Here is an 18120-nt window from a genome sequence, read left to right on the forward strand (position 1 = left end):
CAGGTCGGCAAAGGCTCACTGCGGAGGCGGCGGGGGCAGGTGGACGAGGGGCGCCAGGGCGGCGCGGTGGCGGCCGGGAGTGCCCAGGGCGATCTCGTCGGCCTTGGCGCGCTTGAGGCGGAGGTGGAGGGTATGCTCCCAGGTCATCCCGATGCCGCCGTGGAGCTGGACGGCTTCCTCGGCGGCGCGGACGGCGACGCGGGCCGCGTAGGACTGGGCGACCGCGACGGCCACGGGGGCCTCGGGCGAGCCAGTCGCGAGGGCGTCGGCGGCCGCGCGGGCGGCGGCCCGTACGGAGACGACCTCCAGCCACAGGTCGGCCAGCCGGTGCTTGAGGGACTGGAAGGAGCCGACCACCCGGCCGAACTGGTGCCGCTGCCCGAGGTGGCGAACCGTTTCGTCAAGGCACCACTGCGCCAGGCCCAGTTGCTCGGAGGCGAGCAGGCCCGCACCGGCCAGCAGCGCCGCCTCCAGCGCGGCGGCCGGATCGGCGGCGGGCAGCGGGCGGGCCGCGGCACCGTCGAAGGAGACGTCGGCCAGCGGCCGGGTCAGGTCGAGCGAGGTGAAGGGCGCGACCGACACGTCCGCGGCGGCCGCCTCGTACAGCCCGGGGCCGTCCGGGCCCACCGCGGGGACCACCAGGACGTCCGCGCCGGGGGTGTCCGCGACGCTGGTCACCCGCCCGGTCAGGCGCCCCTCGGCATCGGCCCGTACGGTGGCGGGGAAGCCGCCGCCGGGCGCCGCGGCCAGCGGCACGGCCAGGGTGGCGCGCACCTCGCCCGCGGCGAGCCGCCGCAGCAGCGCCGCGACCGTACCGCCCGCCGCCGCACCGCCGGCCGCCTCGTCGCACGCCAGCAGCGCCGAGGTGGCCAGCACCGCACTGCCCAGGAACGGCACCGGCGCCACCGCCGCGCCCAACTCCTCCAGAACGACGGCCACTTCCCGCGCACCCGCCCCCTGCCCGCCCAGAACCTCGGGCACCAGCAGCCCGGCGAGCCCCAGTTCGGCCGCGAGCAGCCGCCACAGCTCGGGGTCGTACGGCTGCGGACCCTCCACCCGGGCGAGCACCGCCTCGGGCGGGCAGCGGTCGGCGAGCAGCGCGCGGACGGTGCCGCGCAGGTCGTCCTCGATGTCGGAGTAGAGCAGGTCGGGCGAGCCGGCGGGCGCGGGCCGGGTGGGGGCGGCGGTCATCGGGGCAGGTCCTTCCATGCGACGTCCTTGTCGGTCCGCGGTTCCGAGGGCAGCCGCAGCACCCGTTCGGCGATGATGTTGCGCAGGATCTCCGAGGTGCCGCCCTCGATCGAGTTGCCCTTCGCCCGCAGATAGCGGTAGCCGGCGTCGCGGCCGTAGAAGTCGACGCTCTTCGGGCGGACCATCGTCCAGTCCGAGTAGCGCAGCCCGTCCTCGCCCAGCAGCTCCACCTCCAGCCCGCTGATCTGCTGGTTCAGCCGCGCGAACGCCAGCTTCAGGCCCGCGCCCTCCGGCCCGGGGGAGCCCGCCGCGAGCTGCTGCCGGACGCGTTCCGCGGACAGCCGCGCCACCTCCGCGTCCACCCACGCGGACAGCAGCCGGTCGTGCAGCTCGGACGTACGCAGCTCCGGCCGCTCCCGCCACGCCGCCGCGGGCCCGGCGATCATGCCCGCCTCGCGGGGCAGCACCGTGCCGCCGATGGCCACCCGCTCGTTCGCCAGCGTGGCCTGCGCGACCCGCCAGCCGTCGCCGACCTCGCCGAGCCGGTGGGCGTCGGGTATGCGCACCCCGGTCAGGAAGACTTCGTTGAACTCGGCCTCGCCGGTGATCTGGCGCAGCGGCCTGACCTCGACACCGGGGTCGGTCATGTCGCACAGGAAGTAGGTGATGCCCTGGTGCTTGGGGGCTTCGGGGTCGGTACGGGCGATGAGGATCGCCCAGCGCGCGTTGTGGGCGCTGGAGGTCCACACCTTCTGGCCGTCCACGATCCAGTCGCCGCCGTCCGGTTCCCGGACCGCCCGGGTGCCGAGCCCCGCGAGGTCCGAACCGGCGCCGGGCTCCGAGAACAGCTGGCACCACACCTCCTCGCCGGTCCACAGCGGCCGCAGGAAGCGCTGTTTCTGCTCCTCGGTGCCGTAGCGGAGGATGGTCGGCGCGGCCATGCCCAGGCCGATGCCTATGCGGCGCGGGTCGTTGGAGGGTGCCCCGGCGGCGGCGAGTTCGGCGTCGACCACGGCTTGCAGCGACCGCGGGGCGCCCAGCCCGCCCAGGCCCGGCGGGAAGTGCACCCACGCCAGCCCCGCGTCGAACCGCGCCCGCAGGAACTCCCCGGGCGGTACGGCCTCCGGCGGGTGCGCGGCCAGCAGCGCCGCCACCTTCGCGCGCAGCGCCGCGGCGTCCACGGTGCCGTCCCCTGCCTCCTTGCCCTGACCCATCGCGCAGCCGCCCTTCCGTCACCACCACTCTAAGCAAGCGCTTGGAAAGCTACCCGACCCGGGCGCCGCTGCCTACCCCCACGGGGAGCGGTGAGCGCATACGGCGAAGGGCCGCGGCCGGCCGGAGCCCCGCCCCGGCACACCGCCCGGGCCCGCGCGGGCACGGCGCGGCGCGGCAGGGCGCCCACCAGCACAGGGGCCCCGGATGCCGTTGCGCCGGGGAAGCCGGGGAAGCGGGGGGGACCCAAGGACCGGGGGAGCCCGGGGACCGCGAAGGAGCCCCGGGACCAGGGAGACCCGCGGGGTCGGGGGAGAGCTACACCGCCTGGAGGACCGCGATGCAGGCCGCGGCGATGAGGGTGACGATGACGAAGACGAACACCCGCTGGCGCAGCAGCCGCCGACGGGAGTCGGGCGCGCCGGGACGGCGCGGCGCGGGCGTGCGGTTCGCCGGAGCACGGCCGGTGGGGGTGCGGTCCGCGGGGGTCCGCCCGGCGGGCGTGCGGCCCGCGGGAGTGCGCGGCGCGGGCCGGGCCGCGGGAGTACCGGGGGCCGGGAAGCCGCCGGACGTCCGCGCCGCGGGAGTCCGCGCACCGGAGGGGCGGCCCGCGGGCGCCACCGCGGCACCGCGCTCGGTCCGCTGCTGCGCATACTCCTCGGCCCGCCGCCCGGTGGGCCGCTCCGGCCGGGGCGGCCGCACCGCGGACAGCCCCCGCGCCTCGCGCGTCGCGATCTCCGCCAGCCGCTCCGACAACTGCACGGTGCTCGGCCGCTCCTCGGGGTCCTTCGCCAGGCACGCGTGGACCAGCGGCGCCAGCGCGTCGGGCACCCCGACGAGGTCGGGCTCCTCGTGCACCACCCGGTAGAGCATCACCTCGGAACTGCCCTGCCCGAACGGCGAGTCCGCGGTCGCCGCGTACGCCAGCGTCGCCCCGAAGGCGAACACGTCCGTGGCCGGGGTGACCGCCGCACCGCGCACCTGCTCGGGCGCGAGGAACCCGGGCGAGCCGACCGCCGTCCCCACGTGGGTCAGCGTGCTCGCCCCGGTCGCCCACGCGATCCCGAAGTCGATGATGCGCGGCCCCTTGGGCGACAGCAGGATGTTCGACGGCTTGAGGTCGCGGTGCACCACCCCGGCCTCGTGCACGGCCACCAGCCCCTCCGCCAGCGCCGCCCCGATCGAGGCGACCTCGGCGGCCGGCAGGATGCCCGCCTCGGCGACCTTGTCGTGCAGCGACGGCCCGGGCACGTACTGCGTCGCGAACCAGGGCCGCTCGGCCTCCAGGTCCGCGGCGACCAGCCGCGCGGTGCACCCGCCCCTGATCCGCCGGGCCGCCGACACCTCGCGGGCGAACCGGGACCGGAACTCCTGGTCCTCCGCCAGCTCCGGCCGGATCACCTTGAGCGCCACCCGCTGCCCGCGCTTGTCCGCGCCCAGGTACACCACGCCCATGCCGCCCGCGCCGAGCCGCCGATGCAGCCGGAACGAGCCGACGACCCGCGGGTCCTCGCGCCGTAGCCGCATCATCGCCATGTGTGTGTCCCCTACCTCCGGCGGTGGTGGCCAGGCCCCCGCTCCGCTTCGCTGGCCGGTCGGCCGTCCACAGCTTACGTACTCAAGTCCCCGTGTGCGGTGATGCCTCGCAGGCGACGGGCCGTGAATTGTCAGTGCCCGGTGGCATCCTGAAGATGCGGGAGATGACGGAAGCGGCAGGCCGGGGCCGGGAGCGGCGGCCTCGGGCACCGCCTTGCGCCCCTTCCCGTGCAGTCGCCAACGGGCAGTCCACCAAGGGGGAGTGACGCCGTGAAGGGTGATCGTGTGGAGATAGTCGTCGACGCGGGAGACAGCACCCGCACGTATGAGGTGAGCGCGACCCGCGCCGGCCGCCGGGTCGAGACGGCGGTGCGGCGCGGTGTGGTCGAGGTGAGCGAGGTCACCCGCAGCGGTACGCCGGTGCGGACCGCCCGTTTCATGGCCACCCGGGTGCTCGCGCTCGTCGAGCACCCCGTCCCCAGGGAGGACCCGGCCCCGGCACCCGCCCCGGCCCCGTGAGCCCGTCCCGTGAGCCCGTCCCGTGGGCCCGGCTGTCCGCGGCCGTCCGGGCCCGACCGCGCCCGGACGGCCTCCGGGACACCCCTGAGAGCCGCGGAGGCGGTGTCCACCCAGGGGAGTAGGCAGCCGTCGGGACGTCATCCTGCGGGAGGCCGGAAAGCTGTCCGGAGGCATGACGCCCCGGCCCGGACCGGACCGTAGATTAGGAGTCGAGCGGCGGGCGGGTACTCGTCCCCCGAGGTCAAGCGCCCGCCGCTCCACGAAGTGCACACGGATTTCGGTCACCGCCGCACCCGCGGCCGGATCGCACAGACGTCGTCCGTGATCGGCCTGTTGGGGCGTCACACCACGCTTCAGGCCCGGAAGAGCGGTCCGGGTCGGGACTCACCGGTCAACCCCGTGGGGACGGGGGTAGGACGGACGGCAGCGGTTGCCCGGGTATCAGCCGATACCCGGGCACAGCGCTGTTTCCGCGTACGGGCGCCCACGCCGCCGGGCCATGCGGGGCGGTTCGGCGCTTCCGCGCCTTCCGACGCACCCGCCCCGACCGGTACTCGGCTCGGCAGCAAACGTGAGGGCCGGTAACCCTGTGGGAACACCGGCCCTCATGTCATGATGACGAGATTTTCGGCACCTTATTCGAGGAGTGCACGCCAACCCGGCTGTCACATCGGCTCGTTCAGGACCGGGGGAGAGGGGCGGCGCCCCGACGGCGGTTTCCGCGCGCCTGTTGCCGCCATCTCGGCCGTGAGCCAGTAAAGATGACCGCAGCCGCGGCCACGCGGTAATCGGGTGGACGATACTGGGATTGAACCAGTGACCTCTTCCGTGTCAGGGAAGCGCTCTCCCGCTGAGCTAATCGTCCGGGATGGTGCCGGCGGTGCGTGCGCGATACTGGGATTGAACCAGTGACCTCTTCCGTGTCAGGGAAGCGCTCTCCCGCTGAGCTAATCGCGCGGGGGTGGAACGGTGGAGCAGCAGCCCCGATCGGGGGCCAGTGGACGATACTGGGATTGAACCAGTGACCTCTTCCGTGTCAGGGAAGCGCTCTCCCGCTGAGCTAATCGTCCTTGGAGGTGGAGACGGGATTTGAACCCGTGTAGACGGCTTTGCAGGCCGTTGCCTCGCCTCTCGGCCACTCCACCACAGCGGGGGTTCGGGATGATCCCCCACATCGAGCGGACGACGAGATTCGAACTCGCGACCCTCACCTTGGCAAGGTGATGCTCTACCAACTGAGCCACGTCCGCAGGTGCCGCCACCGTGGACTGCTCGGCGACGAGTTGAACTCTAGCGGATTCCCGGTCCAGCTCAAAAACCGGTTTCCGCAGCGTGCCGGGGCAATGACAAGCTGTCGACGGCGAAGCGGCCGGTCGCGGGAGCCCCGCGGCCGCCTCCGCGGAGCGCCCCGCAGGCCGCTCACCTGCGCGGTCCGGCCCGTCCCCGGCACTCCGCCCGACCCCCGGGAATCCCGTGCACGCCTCCTGCGAACCGCCCCCCATCGCCCGGTTCGGCCCGCTGCTGGCCACCGACCTGCGCGATGTCACCGACGACGTGGCCGCGCTGGACTCGTCCGGCTTCTGGGCCGTCGCCGCGGACTTCGACGGCCGTACGGTCTGCGCCCGCTTCGGCGACGTCCGGCGCGCCCCCCGGCCCGCGCCGCCGCCCGCCGCCACCCCCGCCGACGTCGCCGCGCGCACCGGCTGGCGCGGCCCCGACCCGCGGAGCTGGACCTCCTCCATGGACCGGGCCGGATACGAACAGGGCGTCCGCGAGATCCGGGCCAGGATCGCCACCGGCGAGGTCTACCAGGTCAACCTCTGCCGCGTGCTGACCGCGCCGCTCCCCGCGCCGTACGGCGACATCGACGCGCTCGGCGCGGTCCTCGCCCACGGCAACCCGGCACCGTACGCGGGCGTCATCCGGCTGCCCGCGCACGGCGTGGAGATCGCCACCGCGTCCCCCGAGCTCTTCCTGCGCCGCCGGGGCGACACGGTGGAGTCCGGCCCGATCAAGGGCACCGCCCGCACCGCCGCGGACTTCCTCGCCAAGGACCACGCGGAGAACGTGATGATCGTGGACCTGGTGCGCAACGACCTCGGCCGGATCTGCGCCCCCGGCACCGTCACCGTGCCCGCCCTGTGCGCGGTCGAGCCGCACCCCGGCCTGGTGCACCTGGTCTCCACCGTCCGCGGCCGGCTGCGGCCCGGCGCGGGCTGGCCGGAGCTGTTCGGCGCCGCCTTCCCGCCCGGCTCGGTCAGCGGCGCGCCCAAGTCGAGCGCGCTGCGGATCATCGCCGAGCTGGAGACCGCCCCGCGCGGCCCGTACTGCGGCGGGATCGGCTGGGTGGACGCCGACCGGCGCACCGCCGAACTCGCCGTCGGCATCCGCACGTTCTGGATCGACCGGGACGTGCCGGGCGGGCCCGTGCTGCGGTTCGGCGCGGGCGCGGGCATCACCTGGGGCTCCGACCCGGGCGGCGAGTGGGCCGAGACCGCATTGAAGGCCGAGCGGCTGCTGGCGGTAGCGTCGGAGGTGTACCCCGCGGCGCGCGAGGCACCGGCGCAGCCCAGCGGCGGCATACACGGGACAAGCGGCACCCGCGGGGTATGAAGGGCACGGCGGGCCCTTCAGCGGCCTTCGAGGACGCGGCGCCCGGCCCGGGCGCGGCACACGGCGGTGAAAGGACAGTGCGGTGAGGATCTGGGTGGACGGCGGGCTGCGGGACGCGGCCGACGCCACGGTGTCGGTGTTCGACCACGGACTGACGGTCGGCGACGGCGTCTTCGAGACGCTCAAGGCCGAGCACGGCCGGGCCTTCGCGACCACCCGCCACCTGCACCGGCTGGCCCGGTCCGCCGCCGGCCTCGGCCTGCCCGAGCCCGACCTCGACGAGGTCGCCCGCGCCTGCGCGGCGGTGCTGGAGGCCAACCCGATGCCGATGGGCCGGCTGCGCATCACCTACACCGGCGGCCTGTCCCCGCTCGGCTCCGACCGCGGCGACGCCGGCCCCACCCTCGTGGTCGCGCTCGGCCCGGCCACCGCCCGCCCTGACACCACCGCCGCGGTCACCGTGCCCTGGACCCGCAACGAGAAGGGCGCGCTGACCGGTCTGAAGACCACCTCCTACGGCGAGAACGTGGTCGCGCTGGCCCGCGCGCACGCCGCCGGGGCCTCCGAGGCGCTCTTCGCCAACACCCAGGGGCAGTTGTGCGAAGGCACCGGCTCCAACGTCTTCGTCGCGGTCGGCGGGCGGCTGCTCACCCCGCCGCTGGCCTCCGGCTGCCTGGCCGGCATCACCCGCGCGCTCGTCGTGGAGTGGGCCGGCGCCGAGGAGGCCGAACTGCCGCTGAGCGTCCTCGCGGAGGCCGACGAGGTCTTCCTGACCTCCAGCCTGCGCGACATCCAGGCCGTGCACCGCGTCGACGACCGGACACTGCCCGGCGCCCCCGGGCCGGTCACCGCCAAGGCGATGCGCGTCTTCGCCGAACGCGCCGCCGCCCACCCCAATCCTTGATCCTCAGGAGCACCGCGGTGACCACCACCCTGCGCCCGGCGGACCCGGTCCGCACCGGGGCCGACGGCTCGCGCTCCGCCACCTACACCGTCTGCGTCAACAGCCGCCCGGTCGGCGCCGTCCTGGTCGGCACCGACCGGCGCTACGGCCCGACGGTCGGCCGGATCGACGCGCTGCGGATCGACGAGCCGGACCGCCACCGCGGGCGCGGCACCGTGGCCGCGCTCGCCGCCGAGGAGGTGCTGCGGCAGTGGGGCTGCACCCGCGTGGAGACCACGGTCGGCGCGGACATGGCGTACGCCCGGCGGATGGCCGCGTCCCTCGGCTACACCGAGCGCAACCGCACCATGCTGCTCACGCTGCCCCAACCGCCCGCCCAGGACAGCCCGGTGCTGCCGCCGGACACCTCGCTGCGCCTGATGCGCGAAGACGAGTACGCCGCCTGGCGCGCCCGCGAACGCGACGGCTACCTCGCCGTCCTCACCGGCACCGGGGTGCCGCCCGACCAGGCCGAGCGGGAGGAGGCCGCCGGCTTCGACAGCGCCTTCCCCGAGGGACTGGACTCGCCCGGCGCCCTGGTGCTGGTCCTCGAACGGGACGGCGCGCCCGCTGGCCACCTGGCCTGGATACGCCTCGCCGACCCGTCCTGGGTCAGCTCCGTGGAGGTCGCCCCCGAGCACCGCGGACGCGGCTACGGCCGTGCCCTGATGCGCGTGGCGGAGGGCCTGACCCGAGAGGGCGGCGCCACCACCCTCGGGCTCAACGTCTTCACCGCGAACACCCCCGCCCGCCGGCTCTACGAGTCGCTCGGCTACCGCACCACCAACCGCCACTTCAGCAAACCGCTGCTGTAGCCGGGCGCTTCCGCGGCAGCTCCTCCCGCCGCGGAAGCGGCGGTTGCGGTTCAGCGGAGCAGGCGGTCCGCGATCTGCTCGATCCGCTCGCGCAGCCCCTCCTGCGACCTGGAGCCGTCCAGGAGTTCGCCGCCGATCTCGTACGTCGGGGTACCGGTGACGCCGATCGCCTTGCCCTCGGCCACGTCGGCGTCCACCACCAGCAGGTGCCGGCCGTCGATCAGCGCGGTCTCCACCTCCTCGGCGTCCAGGCCGAGTTCGCCGGCCGCCTCCACGAGCACCGGCTCACCGCGGTCGGCCAGCTCCGCCACCCGCCCGAGCACCGCCTCCGCGTACGGCCAGCCGCTGCCCTGCGCGAACGCCTCCTCGTACGCCTGCGCGGCCGCCTGCGCGTGCTGGTGCTTGGCCAGCGGGAAGTGCCGGAAGCGGATGTCGAGCGCGGCGCCGTACCGCTCGCGCAGCGCCCGCAGGTCGGCCAGGGCGCTGTGGCAGTCCGGGCACTGCAACTCGCACCAGACGTCGAGCACGGCAGGGGAGGGGGTGTCGGTCATACGACAAGTCTCCCACCTGCGGAGGAGGCGCCCGACAGCCGAACCCGGAGATGCCCCCCATATTCCGGGGCGGCGGGCGCCCCGTCATGGCCCCGGGGGGCTCGGGCGAGGCAGGATGGGAGGGACCACGCTCGCGGGGCCCCGGTCGGCCCCCGGGCCGAACCGCAGCCGCAGGAGCCGCCGGATGCTGACCGACACGCTGTGCGCCGCCCTGTCCGCGGGCGGCCTGGCCATCGCGATCGTGACCGCCTACCGCCGCCGGTTCCTGGCGGCGACGCGGATCGCCGCGATCTCCCTGCTGCCGGTCGGTCTCGCGCTGGCCGGGCTGGTGACCCTGGGCCGGAAGGTCGGCACCGCCACCGGCGACTGGGCGGTGGACCTCGTCTTCAAGCCGTCGGTGTGGCTCGGCTTCGGCGTCATCGCCTGTTCCGCGGTGCTGTTCGGGATCACCCGGCTGGTGTCCGGCCGGCGCGGGCGGCGCGGCGGGGCCGGTGCCGCGGGCGCCGCGGGTGCCGCCTCCTCGGCCGGCGCGTCGTCGCCCGCCGCCGTACCGGGCGCCGGCGCGCCCGCGCTGAGCGGGGGCCGGCGGCGCTCGGGCGGTGCCGGAGACAGCGGCCTGTCGGAGTTCGCGGACATCGAGGAGATCTTGAAGCGGCGCGGGATCTGAGGGGTTTTCCGGCCCTGCGCGCAAGTCGGTCCCGGCATCCGAGACGCTGGTAAACGCCCTTGTAAAGTCCGCGTGTTGGGCCGCGCGACGTGCGGCGCTGCGCGATCATCGCGGTGTGCTGCCCACCCACGGGGACGTCATCGCCCCTCCGCGGCCGGACCGTGCCGAACCGCCCGTTTCCGCCCTCGCCGCCCTCACTGCCCTCGTCACCCTCGCCGCCGCCGAGCCGGCGCGCCCGCTCCTCGTCGTCCGGCCGGTGCCGGTGCTGCCCGCCGCGCCGGTACGGGCGGCGCTGCCGCCGGCGCCGCGGCGGGCCGCGCTCGCGGTGCCGGCCGCGTCGGCGGTGAGTGGCCGGAAACCGGTTCGTACGGTTGCACCCGGCCGTTCTGTCCACCCGGGTTTCCCGGTCCGGCCCGGATTTCCGGTGCGGCCGGGCATCCCGGGCGTGTCGGAAGCACCGGGCCGTACGGTCGTACCGTCCGTCGTACCAGCCGTCCCCGTGGCGCCTGCCGTACCCGCGGGCGTATCCGGGCCCGTGCCCGCGGCCGTACCCGCGCCTGAGGCCGTACCCGCGGCCGTACCTGAGGCCGTGCCGACCCCCGCGGCCCCTGCGCAGAAGCCGCAGTCCTGGCGGGCGGCGCGCCGTGCGGCCCGGCGGCGCGGGGAGTTCGTGGAGCCCCAGGGGTGCCTGTACGCCCTCTCCCAGCCGCCTCTGATGCTCTTCCTGTGCGTGGTGGGCGGGCTCATCGGCGCCGGGGCCGGGTGGGACCTGCTGACCCTGTAGCAGCTCTCGTACGGCGCCCGTACGCGTTTACGTGGCCGACCCCGCCCGGCCGGGCCTCAGGCCTGCACGGGGCCGGCGTCCTCCGCCTCCCGCCGGCGGGCCCGGTACGCGGCGACGTGCAGCCGGTTCCCGCAGGTGCGGCTGTCGCAGTAGCGGCGGGAGCGGTTGCGGGACAGGTCCACGAAGGCGCGGCCGCAGGAGGGGGCCTCGCAGCGCCGCAGCCGCTCGCGCTCCCCGGCGAGCACCAGGAACGCGATCGCCATCCCGCAGTCCGCGGCGACGTGCGTGGCCAGGGAGGCACCGGGCGAGAAGTAGTGCACGTGCCAGTCGTACCCGTCGTGGTCGGTGAGCCGGGGGGTGGTGCCCGCCTCGGCGATCATCGCGTTGAGCAGGGCCACGGCACTGGCGTCGTCGGGCGCGGCGAACACCTGCGCGAACCGGTCGCGGACGGCGTGCACGGCGGCGATGTCCTCGGCGTCGAGGACGGCCACGTCGCTGACCTTGTTGCGCTCGACGAAGGCCCGCAGGTCGGCGACGTCCGCCAGGCCCTCGCGGCCCTCGGTCCGCAGTGTGGAGTTGACCAGGTCCACCACGCAGTCGAGCGCGCACCTGGTGTCGTGGTTGATGAGCACGGGATCGCTCCTGCCCGCTGGCCGGCGGCTGAATCCCAGGACTCTAGCGCGGGAGCCGCCGCCGTGGGGGTCTGCTTCCCACGGACGGCGGCTCCGTTGCCTGCGGCGCCGGTCCGCTGGTGGTGGTCCGGCGCGGGTGGTGTCCGGGCGTCCCCCCGAGTAGGACGGCCGCGGACGGTATGGGATACGGGGTTCAGCTCTCCGCGAGGATGTGCGAGAGCTCCGTGTCCAGATCGAAATGGCGGTGCTCGGTGCCCGGCGGGACCGCGGCGTCCGTCCGCTTCAGGAAGGACTCCAGGGCCCGCGCCGGGGCTTCGAGCAGGGCTTCGCCCTCCGGGGAGCTGAGGGCGATGCACACGACGCCCTGACCGTGGCTGCGGGACGGCCAGACTCTGACGTCGCCGGTGCCGGTGGGGCGGTGCAGCCCCTCGGCGAGCAGGTCGCGGGCGAACACCCATTCGACCGTCTCTTCGGCTCCGGTGTGGAAGGTGGCGTGCACGGCATACGGATCGGCCGTGTCGTACCGCAAGCCCGCGGGCACGGGCAGTGAGGATTCGCTCGACACAACGAGGCGCAGGTGCAGCTCGCAGCTGACCGTGGTGTTCATAAGCGCCAGGGCCTTTCGCTCAGTGTGCGCTCGGGGATTCGCACGTCGGCGAAATCGACATGCCACCTGCGGCGACGTTGTAAACCCCTCTGAGGTGTTTGTGGGGCTTGCGGTACCTCGTCCGGCGCAGCGGTACGACCCGTACGGAGCCGTTTCAGGACGGTTTGGCCAGTCCGGGGGAGTCGCGCAATCGCTACATGGAGTGACGTTTTCGGGGCGCGGTCCGCTCGTGTGTGCGGACTCGGAACCGCGCTGCCGGGGCGCCGTTTCCGGGAAGATCATCCGCGGCGGCGCGGGTGGTCCGAAGCGGTCCGCCGGGTGCGGTAATGTTGGGCACGCACCGGGGCGATTAGCTCAGCGGGAGAGCACTTCGTTCACACCGAAGGGGTCACTGGTTCGATCCCAGTATCGCCCACCCGGAAAAGGTCCCGGGCCGTCCATCCGACGGCCCGGGACCTTTCGTATGTGCTCCCTCGCCCAACTCCCGGCGCACACTGGGCCCATGGACTGGAGCCACTACCGATTCCGCAGCTCCTGGCGCCTGGACGCCGGCCCCGACGCCGTCTACCGCGTCCTCGAACGCCCCGACGCCTACCCCGACTGGTGGCCCCAGGTCCGCGCGGTCCACCGTACGTCCGAGACCACCGGCCTCCTCCGCTTCCGCTCCGCCCTGCCCTACGACCTCACCGTCACCGCCCGCGCCACTCGCCAGGACCCGCGCGCCCGCGTCCTCGAAGCCGCCCTGTCCGGAGACCTCGACGGCTGGGTCCGCTGGACCCTCCACCCCGCCCCCGGTGGCGCCACCCACCTCCTCTACGAGCAGGACGTCACCGTCCGCAAGCCCCTCATGCGACGGCTCGCCCTGCCCTGCCGCCCCCTCTTCCGCGCCAACCACGCCGCCATGATGCGCTCTTGCCGCCGCGGCCTGCGCGCCCACCTCGCCGCCACGCCCCATCGCGTTTGAACCACCCCCGGCCCGCCCTGTATTGTTCACGTCGTCGGGGCGATTAGCTCAGCGGGAGAGCACTTCGTTCACACCGAAGGGGTCACTGGTTCGATCCCAGTATCGCCCACCCCACCCAAAAGGGGCCGCCCACCGAGGCGGCCCCTTTTGCTGTGCGGCGCGGCTTGCGCTTGTGGTTGGGGGCGGGCAACTGCGGTCGGGGGTGCCGGAGTTGGGGAGGGCTCAGGGGCGGGGGGGTGGGGGCGGCAGAGCGCTGGCCCGGGCCACGCGTTCGGCGGCCAGGTGGGAGCGGACGATCACCACGCGGATCATCGGGCCGCCGATGCCGGTCTTGATCACGTAGAAGACGAAGATGTTGGTCGCCGCGGCGCCGAGCGCGTAGACGTAGGTGTCCTCCAGGACGTGCGTGTAGAGCAGGACCCCGATGGTGAGCACCGCCGCGGCGTAGAAGAGCGAGGTGGGCGCCCACTGGGCGAAGGAGGACAGCCCGGTGATCTTGCTGTCGTCGGCGGGGACGGTACTGAGCCCGAGGCGCCGGGAGCGGGCGATCGCCGTACGCGCGAAGAAGAGCGTCATGTAGTTCGTCAGGCACAGGGACACCTGGCCGATCGCCGAGTTGACCGGCCACCACCGCGGTTCCACCAGCGTGACCGCCAGCACGAGTGCGCACGGCAGCAGGGCCATCATGCGCATCACCGCCTCGGTCGCCAGCGCCAGCCAGCTCATGGCGCCGACGCGGCGGCCGACGACCAGGGGCGTCAGGCCGGAGGAGATGATCTCGTAGTACTTCGGCGCGGCCAGCGCGTAGGAGAAGCCGACGATCCGCGCCGGAAGGTTCGCCTGCCAGTCGGGCACGTGGTAGTCCCCGCGCCGCCACGCGTCGATGACGGGCAGCCCCGTGGGGTCGTGCGTGAGGTGCTGGACCAACTCGACCGTGCGGTTCCCCCAGCCCAGGTTCAGGTCGCGCAGCAGCCAGGTGATGACGACCGTGTTGGTGACCGCCCAGACCGCCGCGGCCACGAACGACCAGGCGAGCAGCCAGTTGGCGAGCAGTCCCCGGTTGGCGGCGGGCCGGACGCTCTGCTGCCTGCGCATCCGCCACAGCCGCCACTCCCGGCCCGGGTCGCCGGCCAGCGGCCGGAGCAGCTCGCGGGACGCCCGCAGCCCCGTCTCCACCCGCAGGACGTCCGCCCCCCGCTCGGCGGCCTGCGTCATCTCCAGCTCGGCCAGGAAGCTGTTCTTCAGCTCGGTGAACGAGAAGTCCGGCCCCGCCCCCGCGGGGAAGATGAGTAATCGGCGCCCGGGGTCGGCGTCGACCAGGTCCTCGACGAAGCGCGCCAGCAGCATCGCCCGCATGTAGAAGACGTCCGGCACGACGCCGTCGGTGCTCGTCCGGCCGCAGCCGATCAGCACGAGCAGTTGGCCGACCGAGTACAGGTCGGCCCGCCCGATCTCGCTGTCGCCCGCCCTGACCTCCGGCGCGATGTACGCGGCGTCCGTGCCCGTCGTCCCGGTGACGGTGTGGGTGTAGAGGTAGTTGCGCCCCAGGTCGATGAGCTGGAAGGAGCCGTCGACGTCGGACACGATGATGTTGGACGGTGACAGGTCCGCGTGCACGCCGGGGAAACGGTCGGGCGAGGGGCCGGGCGAGGAGCCGGCCCGGGCGACGGTCTGGAGCTCCTCCAGCGCCTCGAACAGGCGGCGCCCCCTGTCCCCGAGCCGGTCCAGCCGCAGCGACCGCGACTCCTCGCCGCCCGCCGCTTCCCGCGCACGCTCCTCGTTGACGGTCTCCGCGAGGGTCTTTCCCGCCACGAAGTCCATCAGTATCCAGCTGTCGAAACTGGCCCACACGTGCACGAGGTGCCGGGCGCCGGTGGCCGGGTTGCCGTAGCGCTGGGCGTACTCCCGGGTGGCGTGCGCGATGATCGGGAACTTGGTGAACGGGTAGATGATCAGCTTCAGCGCGAACGGCAGGCGGTTGCCGTGGACGGCCCGGGAGGTCACGCCGCGCAGGATCAGCGAGGTGCTGCCGTGGCGGTGGAAGCTCAGCGGTTCCTGCTCCACGGCGGCCCACTCCTGCTCCGCCGGCTCGCCCGCCGTGGCGGAGCGGCGCCCTCCGGCCGGCGGGTCCGGCCGGTAGGCCTCCGCGATGGCCCTCGCCACGGCGGGCTCGGTGACCAGGGCCCCGCAGGTGTCCGCGCAGTCGTGGGTCAGGGCCCGGCCCTGCCGAGCGGGCGCGGCGGGGGCGTGCGCAGCGGAGCGCTGCGCCTCGGACTCGGCGAGGCTGAGCAGGGTGACCAGCAGCAGGCCGGTGAAGCCGAAGAGGCCGGCCAACCGCGTCCGTCGCTCGTCGCTCTCGGCACGGTAGCCGCGGCACCAGGCCGACAGGGCGGCGATGAGGGCCGCCCTGCCGTCGAGCCCGAAACGGTCGTCGAACGAGCGCTCGTCCAGCGGGATCTCCTGGAGCAGGCGCCGCCAGGAGCGAAGCCGCCGGGTCCGGTCCCGGGACGTCTCCGGCCGACCGGTGTCGGCCAGGCCCAGCAGAGCGACCGGGTTCGCGGTCTGCGCGTCGCTATATTCCGTCAAGTCCCTTAGTGCTGGGATCAGTTGATCCAGCGTCACGTGCTGAGTGGTCATCGGTGGAGTCCACTATCGTCAATCTGGGCATGGCCCGGACACTTCCCTGGCGGATGAGTTCGACCGGTCGCCCCTCCGTCGCGCAGAACGCCACCTCGTAGGCGGTCCGGGCGTTCTCCAGCAGGAGGTGCTTGTCCAGTTCGTGGCGCTTGAGTTCGGTCATCCACGGCAGCGGCGCGAGGTCGAGCACCTGGGGTGCGTCCTCGGCGGGAGCGGTCCGCATACGGTGGAGCCAGTCCTGGTCCCGGTGCTTCTCGCGGATCGCGAGCAGGTAGCCGCGGCCCAGGCCCTTCTTGATGCGCTCGAGGTACAGGTACGTGTAGCGGTGCAGGAGCGAGAAGCCGGTGCTCGCCGGGCGCATCGGGCGCGTGCTGAGGGAGAGCACGTGGGTGCAGCCGTCCTGGACCGCCAGCCGGAACGGCAGCGCGGTGAGCACCCCTCCGTCCAGCGCGCGCCGCCCGTCGGCCATGGTGACCGTGCCCGGAAGGGCGATCGGCAGCCACGCGGAGGCGCGGAGCGCCGCCTTGAGCTCCGCGCGGGTGGAGAAGTCCCGCAACGGCACCGTCTTGAGCGCGTCGACGTCCGTCACCGGGACGACCAGCGGGATGTCCGAACGGAGCACCGCCTCGTAGTCCAGCGGCTTCAACTGCTCCATCACGTGGTCGAAGGCGTAGTCCAGGCCCAGGATCGGCAGCCGCCGCAGGGCCCGCGCGAAGTCGACGAAGTGCTTGGTCGTCAGGTCGTCGTAGTAGATGGACAGCGGGTACCAGGTCTCGCCGGCGAGGAAGTAGGCGGCGTTGATGCCGCCGGACGAGCAGCCGTAGACCGCGTCGAAGGCGTTCTTGAAGCCGTAGTCCTCGAGTTGGGTGAGCATCGCCGCCGAGATGACGCCGCGCATGCCGCCGCCCTCGATGGCGAGCGCCACTTTCGCGCCGTCGCTCCGCTGCCCCGGGAGGCTGCCCTCGGCCCGGCGGGCCCGTAAGACCTCCAGGACCGGGTGGGCGGAGTCCCAGTACGCGTCCGCACTCCCGACATCACCGCTTCGCATGATCCCCCATCTGGATCGGCCGCCTGGCCGGCGCCGCGCTGCACCGCCGCGCCGGCTGTCGCTGCACTGTGCCAGACGCGGTCTCCCGCTGTCCCGGTTCCCCCGTAATTCGTCGCCCGACGCGGTGATATCGCGGTCAGCCGCCGACCTTGCCGCCGCCTGGGCCGGGATCAGGTGGTGGGGCTGCGGTAGATGGAGATGTGTTTGGGGGAGGTCGCGGTGAAGGGGGTGCCGGTCCAGTCGGCGGTGCGGCGGTCGAGGTGGAGGCCGGCGAGGCGGGCCATCAGGTCGAGTTCGGCCGGCCAGGCGTAGCGGTGGCGGGTGTTGACGCGGCGGTAGCGGCCGTCGTCGGTGTCGCGGGTGAAGTGGTGCGAGGTGAGCATCTGCTCGGCCAGGTCGAAGGTGTCGAAGCCGAGGTGGTGGTCGGAGACGTCGAAGGGCACCGCGACCTGCCCGGGCGGCAGGAGCTGGAGCGGGGGTACGAGCAGCTCGACGAGGAAGCGGCCGCCGGGCCGCAGATGGCGGGCGGCGTTGCGGAAGCACTCGACCTGCTCCTCCTGGGTGAGCAGGTTGGAGATGGTGTTGTAGACGAGGTAGACGAGGGAGAACTCGCCGGGGACGCGGGTGGTCGCCATGTCTCCGAGGACGACGGGCAGCGTGTCCGCGTCGACCTTGCGCCGCAGGACGGCCGCCATGTGCGCGGACAGTTCGATGCCGGTGACGGGCACGCCGCGCTCCCGCAGCGGCACGCCGATCCGGCCGGTGCCGATCGCGAACTCCAATGCCGGCCCGTCGCCCGCCAGTTCGGTGAGGAGGGCGAGGAGCGGTTCGAGGGCCTCGGGTGTGGAGCTGTCCGCTTCGTCGGTGTCGTACCGCTCGGCCATCGCACGCGTCCACAGCTCGCTGCTCGTCATGGGCGGCCACTCTGCCGCCGGGCGGGGGGAGTTGTCGACGCAATTACCGCAGCCGGCCCCCGGCCCCCGTACGCCCCTCAGGAGCCCGACGCGGCCGCCTCGTCGTAGGTGGCGCGGGCGGCCGTGATGTCCGCCCGGTGCCGCTCCGCCCAGCCGACCAGCCCCGTCAGGCTCGCATGCAGTTCGCGGGCCATGGGCGTGAGCCGGTACTCCACCTTCGGCGGCACCGTCGGGTAGACGGTCCGCACCAGCAGGCCGTCCCGCTCCAGCTTGCGCAGGTTCAGCGTCAGCATGCGCCGGCTGATCCCCGGAATGGCCCGCTCCAACTCCGTGAACCGGACCGGGCCGTGGGCCGCGGCGACGAGGATGCCGATGCTCCACTTGCCCGCGACGTGGTCGAGGACCTCGGTGAGCGGGCACGCCTCGTTGTTGACCTGGTCGGACACATCCGTGTGACCGCGTGACATGAAAGTGCCTCCTTCCGCCG

General features: G+C 73.8%; 17 protein-coding genes and 7 tRNA genes. 9 read left to right on the forward strand and 15 right to left on the reverse strand.

Annotated elements, in window-relative coordinates:
• Window positions 1–15: 15 nt before the first annotated feature.
• The 3 genes from WA788_RS11535 to WA788_RS11545 all read right to left on the reverse strand — a co-directional run bounded on the left by WA788_RS11535 (window position 16) and on the right by WA788_RS11545 (window position 3939).
• Window positions 16–1209, reverse strand: coding sequence for an acyl-CoA dehydrogenase family protein (locus WA788_RS11535; RefSeq protein ID WP_335975615.1), 1194 nt, complete (start codon window positions 1207–1209; stop codon window positions 16–18).
• A complete protein-coding gene (locus WA788_RS11540) occupies window positions 1188–2405 on the reverse strand; it encodes an acyl-CoA dehydrogenase family protein (RefSeq protein WP_335975620.1) in 1218 nt (405 codons plus the stop codon). The genes WA788_RS11535 and WA788_RS11540 overlap by 22 nt, the downstream gene beginning before the upstream one ends.
• 316 nt (window positions 2406–2721) lie before the next feature.
• Window positions 2722–3939 carry a serine/threonine-protein kinase gene (locus WA788_RS11545; protein WP_335975624.1) on the reverse strand — a complete coding sequence of 406 codons (1218 nt, stop codon included), beginning with the start codon at window positions 3937–3939 and terminating at the stop codon, window positions 2722–2724.
• A gap of 270 nt (window positions 3940–4209) precedes the next feature.
• On the opposite strand from WA788_RS11545, the gene WA788_RS11550 reads away from it, so the two are divergent.
• Window positions 4210–4458 (forward strand): hypothetical protein, encoded by a 249-nt coding sequence (locus WA788_RS11550; RefSeq protein ID WP_335975628.1) that lies wholly within the window; start codon window positions 4210–4212, stop codon window positions 4456–4458.
• A 793-nt stretch (window positions 4459–5251) separates the two neighbouring features.
• On the opposite strand, the gene WA788_RS11555 is transcribed toward WA788_RS11550, so the two are convergent.
• From WA788_RS11555 to WA788_RS11575, 5 genes are all read right to left on the reverse strand, one after another.
• Window positions 5252–5323, reverse strand: a tRNA-Val gene (locus WA788_RS11555).
• Between the two features lie 20 nt (window positions 5324–5343).
• Window positions 5344–5415, reverse strand: a tRNA-Val gene (locus WA788_RS11560).
• Between the two features lie 41 nt (window positions 5416–5456).
• Window positions 5457–5528, reverse strand: a tRNA-Val gene (locus tag WA788_RS11565).
• A 1-nt stretch (window position 5529) separates the two neighbouring features.
• Window positions 5530–5603 (reverse strand) — tRNA-Cys (locus WA788_RS11570).
• A gap of 32 nt (window positions 5604–5635) precedes the next feature.
• Window positions 5636–5708 (reverse strand) — tRNA-Gly (locus WA788_RS11575).
• Between the two features lie 223 nt (window positions 5709–5931).
• Here WA788_RS11575 and WA788_RS11580 point away from each other — a divergent pair.
• The 3 genes from WA788_RS11580 to WA788_RS11590 all read left to right on the forward strand — a co-directional run bounded on the left by WA788_RS11580 (window position 5932) and on the right by WA788_RS11590 (window position 8829).
• Window positions 5932–7071 carry a chorismate-binding protein gene (locus WA788_RS11580; RefSeq protein ID WP_335975632.1) on the forward strand — a complete coding sequence of 380 codons (1140 nt, stop codon included), beginning with the start codon at window positions 5932–5934 and terminating at the stop codon, window positions 7069–7071.
• Between the two features lie 82 nt (window positions 7072–7153).
• Entirely contained in the window at window positions 7154–7975 is an 822-nt protein-coding gene (locus tag WA788_RS11585) for an aminotransferase class IV (RefSeq protein WP_335975636.1), read from the forward strand.
• A 17-nt stretch (window positions 7976–7992) separates the two neighbouring features.
• Window positions 7993–8829 carry a GNAT family N-acetyltransferase gene (locus tag WA788_RS11590; RefSeq protein WP_335975639.1) on the forward strand — a complete coding sequence of 279 codons (837 nt, stop codon included), beginning with the start codon at window positions 7993–7995 and terminating at the stop codon, window positions 8827–8829.
• Between the two features lie 50 nt (window positions 8830–8879).
• Here the strand turns inward: WA788_RS11590 and WA788_RS11595 are convergent, their stop codons facing one another.
• On the reverse strand, window positions 8880–9380 hold the full coding sequence (locus WA788_RS11595) for a DsbA family protein (protein WP_335975643.1): 501 nt from the start codon (window positions 9378–9380) through the stop codon (window positions 8880–8882).
• Window positions 9381–9564: 184 nt separating this feature from the next.
• On the opposite strand from WA788_RS11595, the gene WA788_RS11600 reads away from it, so the two are divergent.
• Both WA788_RS11600 and WA788_RS11605 read left to right on the forward strand, forming a co-directional pair.
• The gene (locus tag WA788_RS11600) at window positions 9565–10047 is read left to right on the forward strand and encodes a hypothetical protein (protein ID WP_335975646.1); all 483 of its coding nucleotides are present in this window, start codon (window positions 9565–9567) and stop codon (window positions 10045–10047) included.
• 589 nt (window positions 10048–10636) lie between these two features.
• Window positions 10637–10831 carry a hypothetical protein gene (locus WA788_RS11605; protein WP_335975650.1) on the forward strand — a complete coding sequence of 65 codons (195 nt, stop codon included), beginning with the start codon at window positions 10637–10639 and terminating at the stop codon, window positions 10829–10831.
• A gap of 56 nt (window positions 10832–10887) precedes the next feature.
• On the opposite strand, the gene WA788_RS11610 is transcribed toward WA788_RS11605, so the two are convergent.
• Both WA788_RS11610 and WA788_RS11615 read right to left on the reverse strand, forming a co-directional pair.
• Entirely contained in the window at window positions 10888–11463 is a 576-nt protein-coding gene (locus WA788_RS11610) for a CGNR zinc finger domain-containing protein (RefSeq protein ID WP_335975653.1), read from the reverse strand.
• 193 nt (window positions 11464–11656) lie between these two features.
• Entirely contained in the window at window positions 11657–12070 is a 414-nt protein-coding gene (locus WA788_RS11615; RefSeq protein ID WP_003959770.1) for an SsgA family sporulation/cell division regulator, read from the reverse strand.
• A gap of 343 nt (window positions 12071–12413) precedes the next feature.
• On the opposite strand from WA788_RS11615, the gene WA788_RS11620 reads away from it, so the two are divergent.
• The 3 genes from WA788_RS11620 (at window position 12414) to WA788_RS11630 (ending at window position 13143) form a co-directional block, all read left to right on the forward strand.
• Window positions 12414–12485: transfer RNA gene (locus WA788_RS11620), tRNA-Val, on the forward strand.
• Between the two features lie 87 nt (window positions 12486–12572).
• Window positions 12573–13034, forward strand: coding sequence for an SRPBCC family protein (locus WA788_RS11625; protein WP_335975656.1), 462 nt, complete (start codon window positions 12573–12575; stop codon window positions 13032–13034).
• Window positions 13035–13071: 37 nt separating this feature from the next.
• Window positions 13072–13143: transfer RNA gene (locus WA788_RS11630), tRNA-Val, on the forward strand.
• Between the two features lie 113 nt (window positions 13144–13256).
• Here the strand turns inward: WA788_RS11630 and WA788_RS11635 are convergent.
• The 4 genes from WA788_RS11635 to WA788_RS11650 form a co-directional block, all read right to left on the reverse strand.
• Window positions 13257–15620 (reverse strand): hypothetical protein, encoded by a 2364-nt coding sequence (locus WA788_RS11635; protein WP_335975659.1) that lies wholly within the window; start codon window positions 15618–15620, stop codon window positions 13257–13259.
• The gene (locus WA788_RS11640; protein ID WP_335975663.1) at window positions 15607–16719 is read right to left on the reverse strand and encodes a patatin-like phospholipase family protein; all 1113 of its coding nucleotides are present in this window, start codon (window positions 16717–16719) and stop codon (window positions 15607–15609) included. The genes WA788_RS11635 and WA788_RS11640 overlap by 14 nt, the downstream gene beginning before the upstream one ends.
• Window positions 16720–16889: 170 nt before the next feature.
• Entirely contained in the window at window positions 16890–17633 is a 744-nt protein-coding gene (locus WA788_RS11645) for a class I SAM-dependent DNA methyltransferase (RefSeq protein ID WP_335975667.1), read from the reverse strand.
• A gap of 77 nt (window positions 17634–17710) precedes the next feature.
• Window positions 17711–18100 carry a winged helix-turn-helix transcriptional regulator gene (locus WA788_RS11650; RefSeq protein ID WP_335975672.1) on the reverse strand — a complete coding sequence of 130 codons (390 nt, stop codon included), beginning with the start codon at window positions 18098–18100 and terminating at the stop codon, window positions 17711–17713.
• Window positions 18101–18120: the final 20 nt, after the last annotated feature.

This window comes from Streptomyces sp. CA2R106, assembly GCF_037034245.1.
GTDB lineage: Bacteria > Actinomycetota > Actinomycetes > Streptomycetales > Streptomycetaceae > Actinacidiphila.

Excerpts from the sequence above, each read along its gene's own strand:
- WA788_RS11535 (WP_335975615.1), bottom strand. The coding sequence starts at position 1,209 with ATGGAAGGACCTGCCCCGATGACCGCCGCCCCCACCCGGCCCGCGCCC.
- WA788_RS11540 (WP_335975620.1), bottom strand. The coding sequence starts at position 2,405 with ATGGGTCAGGGCAAGGAGGCAGGGGACGGCACCGTGGACGCCGCGGCG.
- WA788_RS11545 (WP_335975624.1), bottom strand. The coding sequence starts at position 3,939 with ATGGCGATGATGCGGCTACGGCGCGAGGACCCGCGGGTCGTCGGCTCG.
- WA788_RS11595 (WP_335975643.1), bottom strand. The coding sequence starts at position 9,380 with ATGACCGACACCCCCTCCCCTGCCGTGCTCGACGTCTGGTGCGAGTTG.
- WA788_RS11600 (WP_335975646.1), top strand. The coding sequence starts at position 9,565 with ATGCTGACCGACACGCTGTGCGCCGCCCTGTCCGCGGGCGGCCTGGCC.
- WA788_RS11615 (WP_003959770.1), bottom strand. The coding sequence starts at position 12,070 with ATGAACACCACGGTCAGCTGCGAGCTGCACCTGCGCCTCGTTGTGTCG.
- WA788_RS11625 (WP_335975656.1), top strand. The coding sequence starts at position 12,573 with ATGGACTGGAGCCACTACCGATTCCGCAGCTCCTGGCGCCTGGACGCC.
- WA788_RS11640 (WP_335975663.1), bottom strand. The coding sequence starts at position 16,719 with ATGCGAAGCGGTGATGTCGGGAGTGCGGACGCGTACTGGGACTCCGCC.
- WA788_RS11645 (WP_335975667.1), bottom strand. The coding sequence starts at position 17,633 with ATGACGAGCAGCGAGCTGTGGACGCGTGCGATGGCCGAGCGGTACGAC.
- WA788_RS11650 (WP_335975672.1), bottom strand. The coding sequence starts at position 18,100 with ATGTCACGCGGTCACACGGATGTGTCCGACCAGGTCAACAACGAGGCG.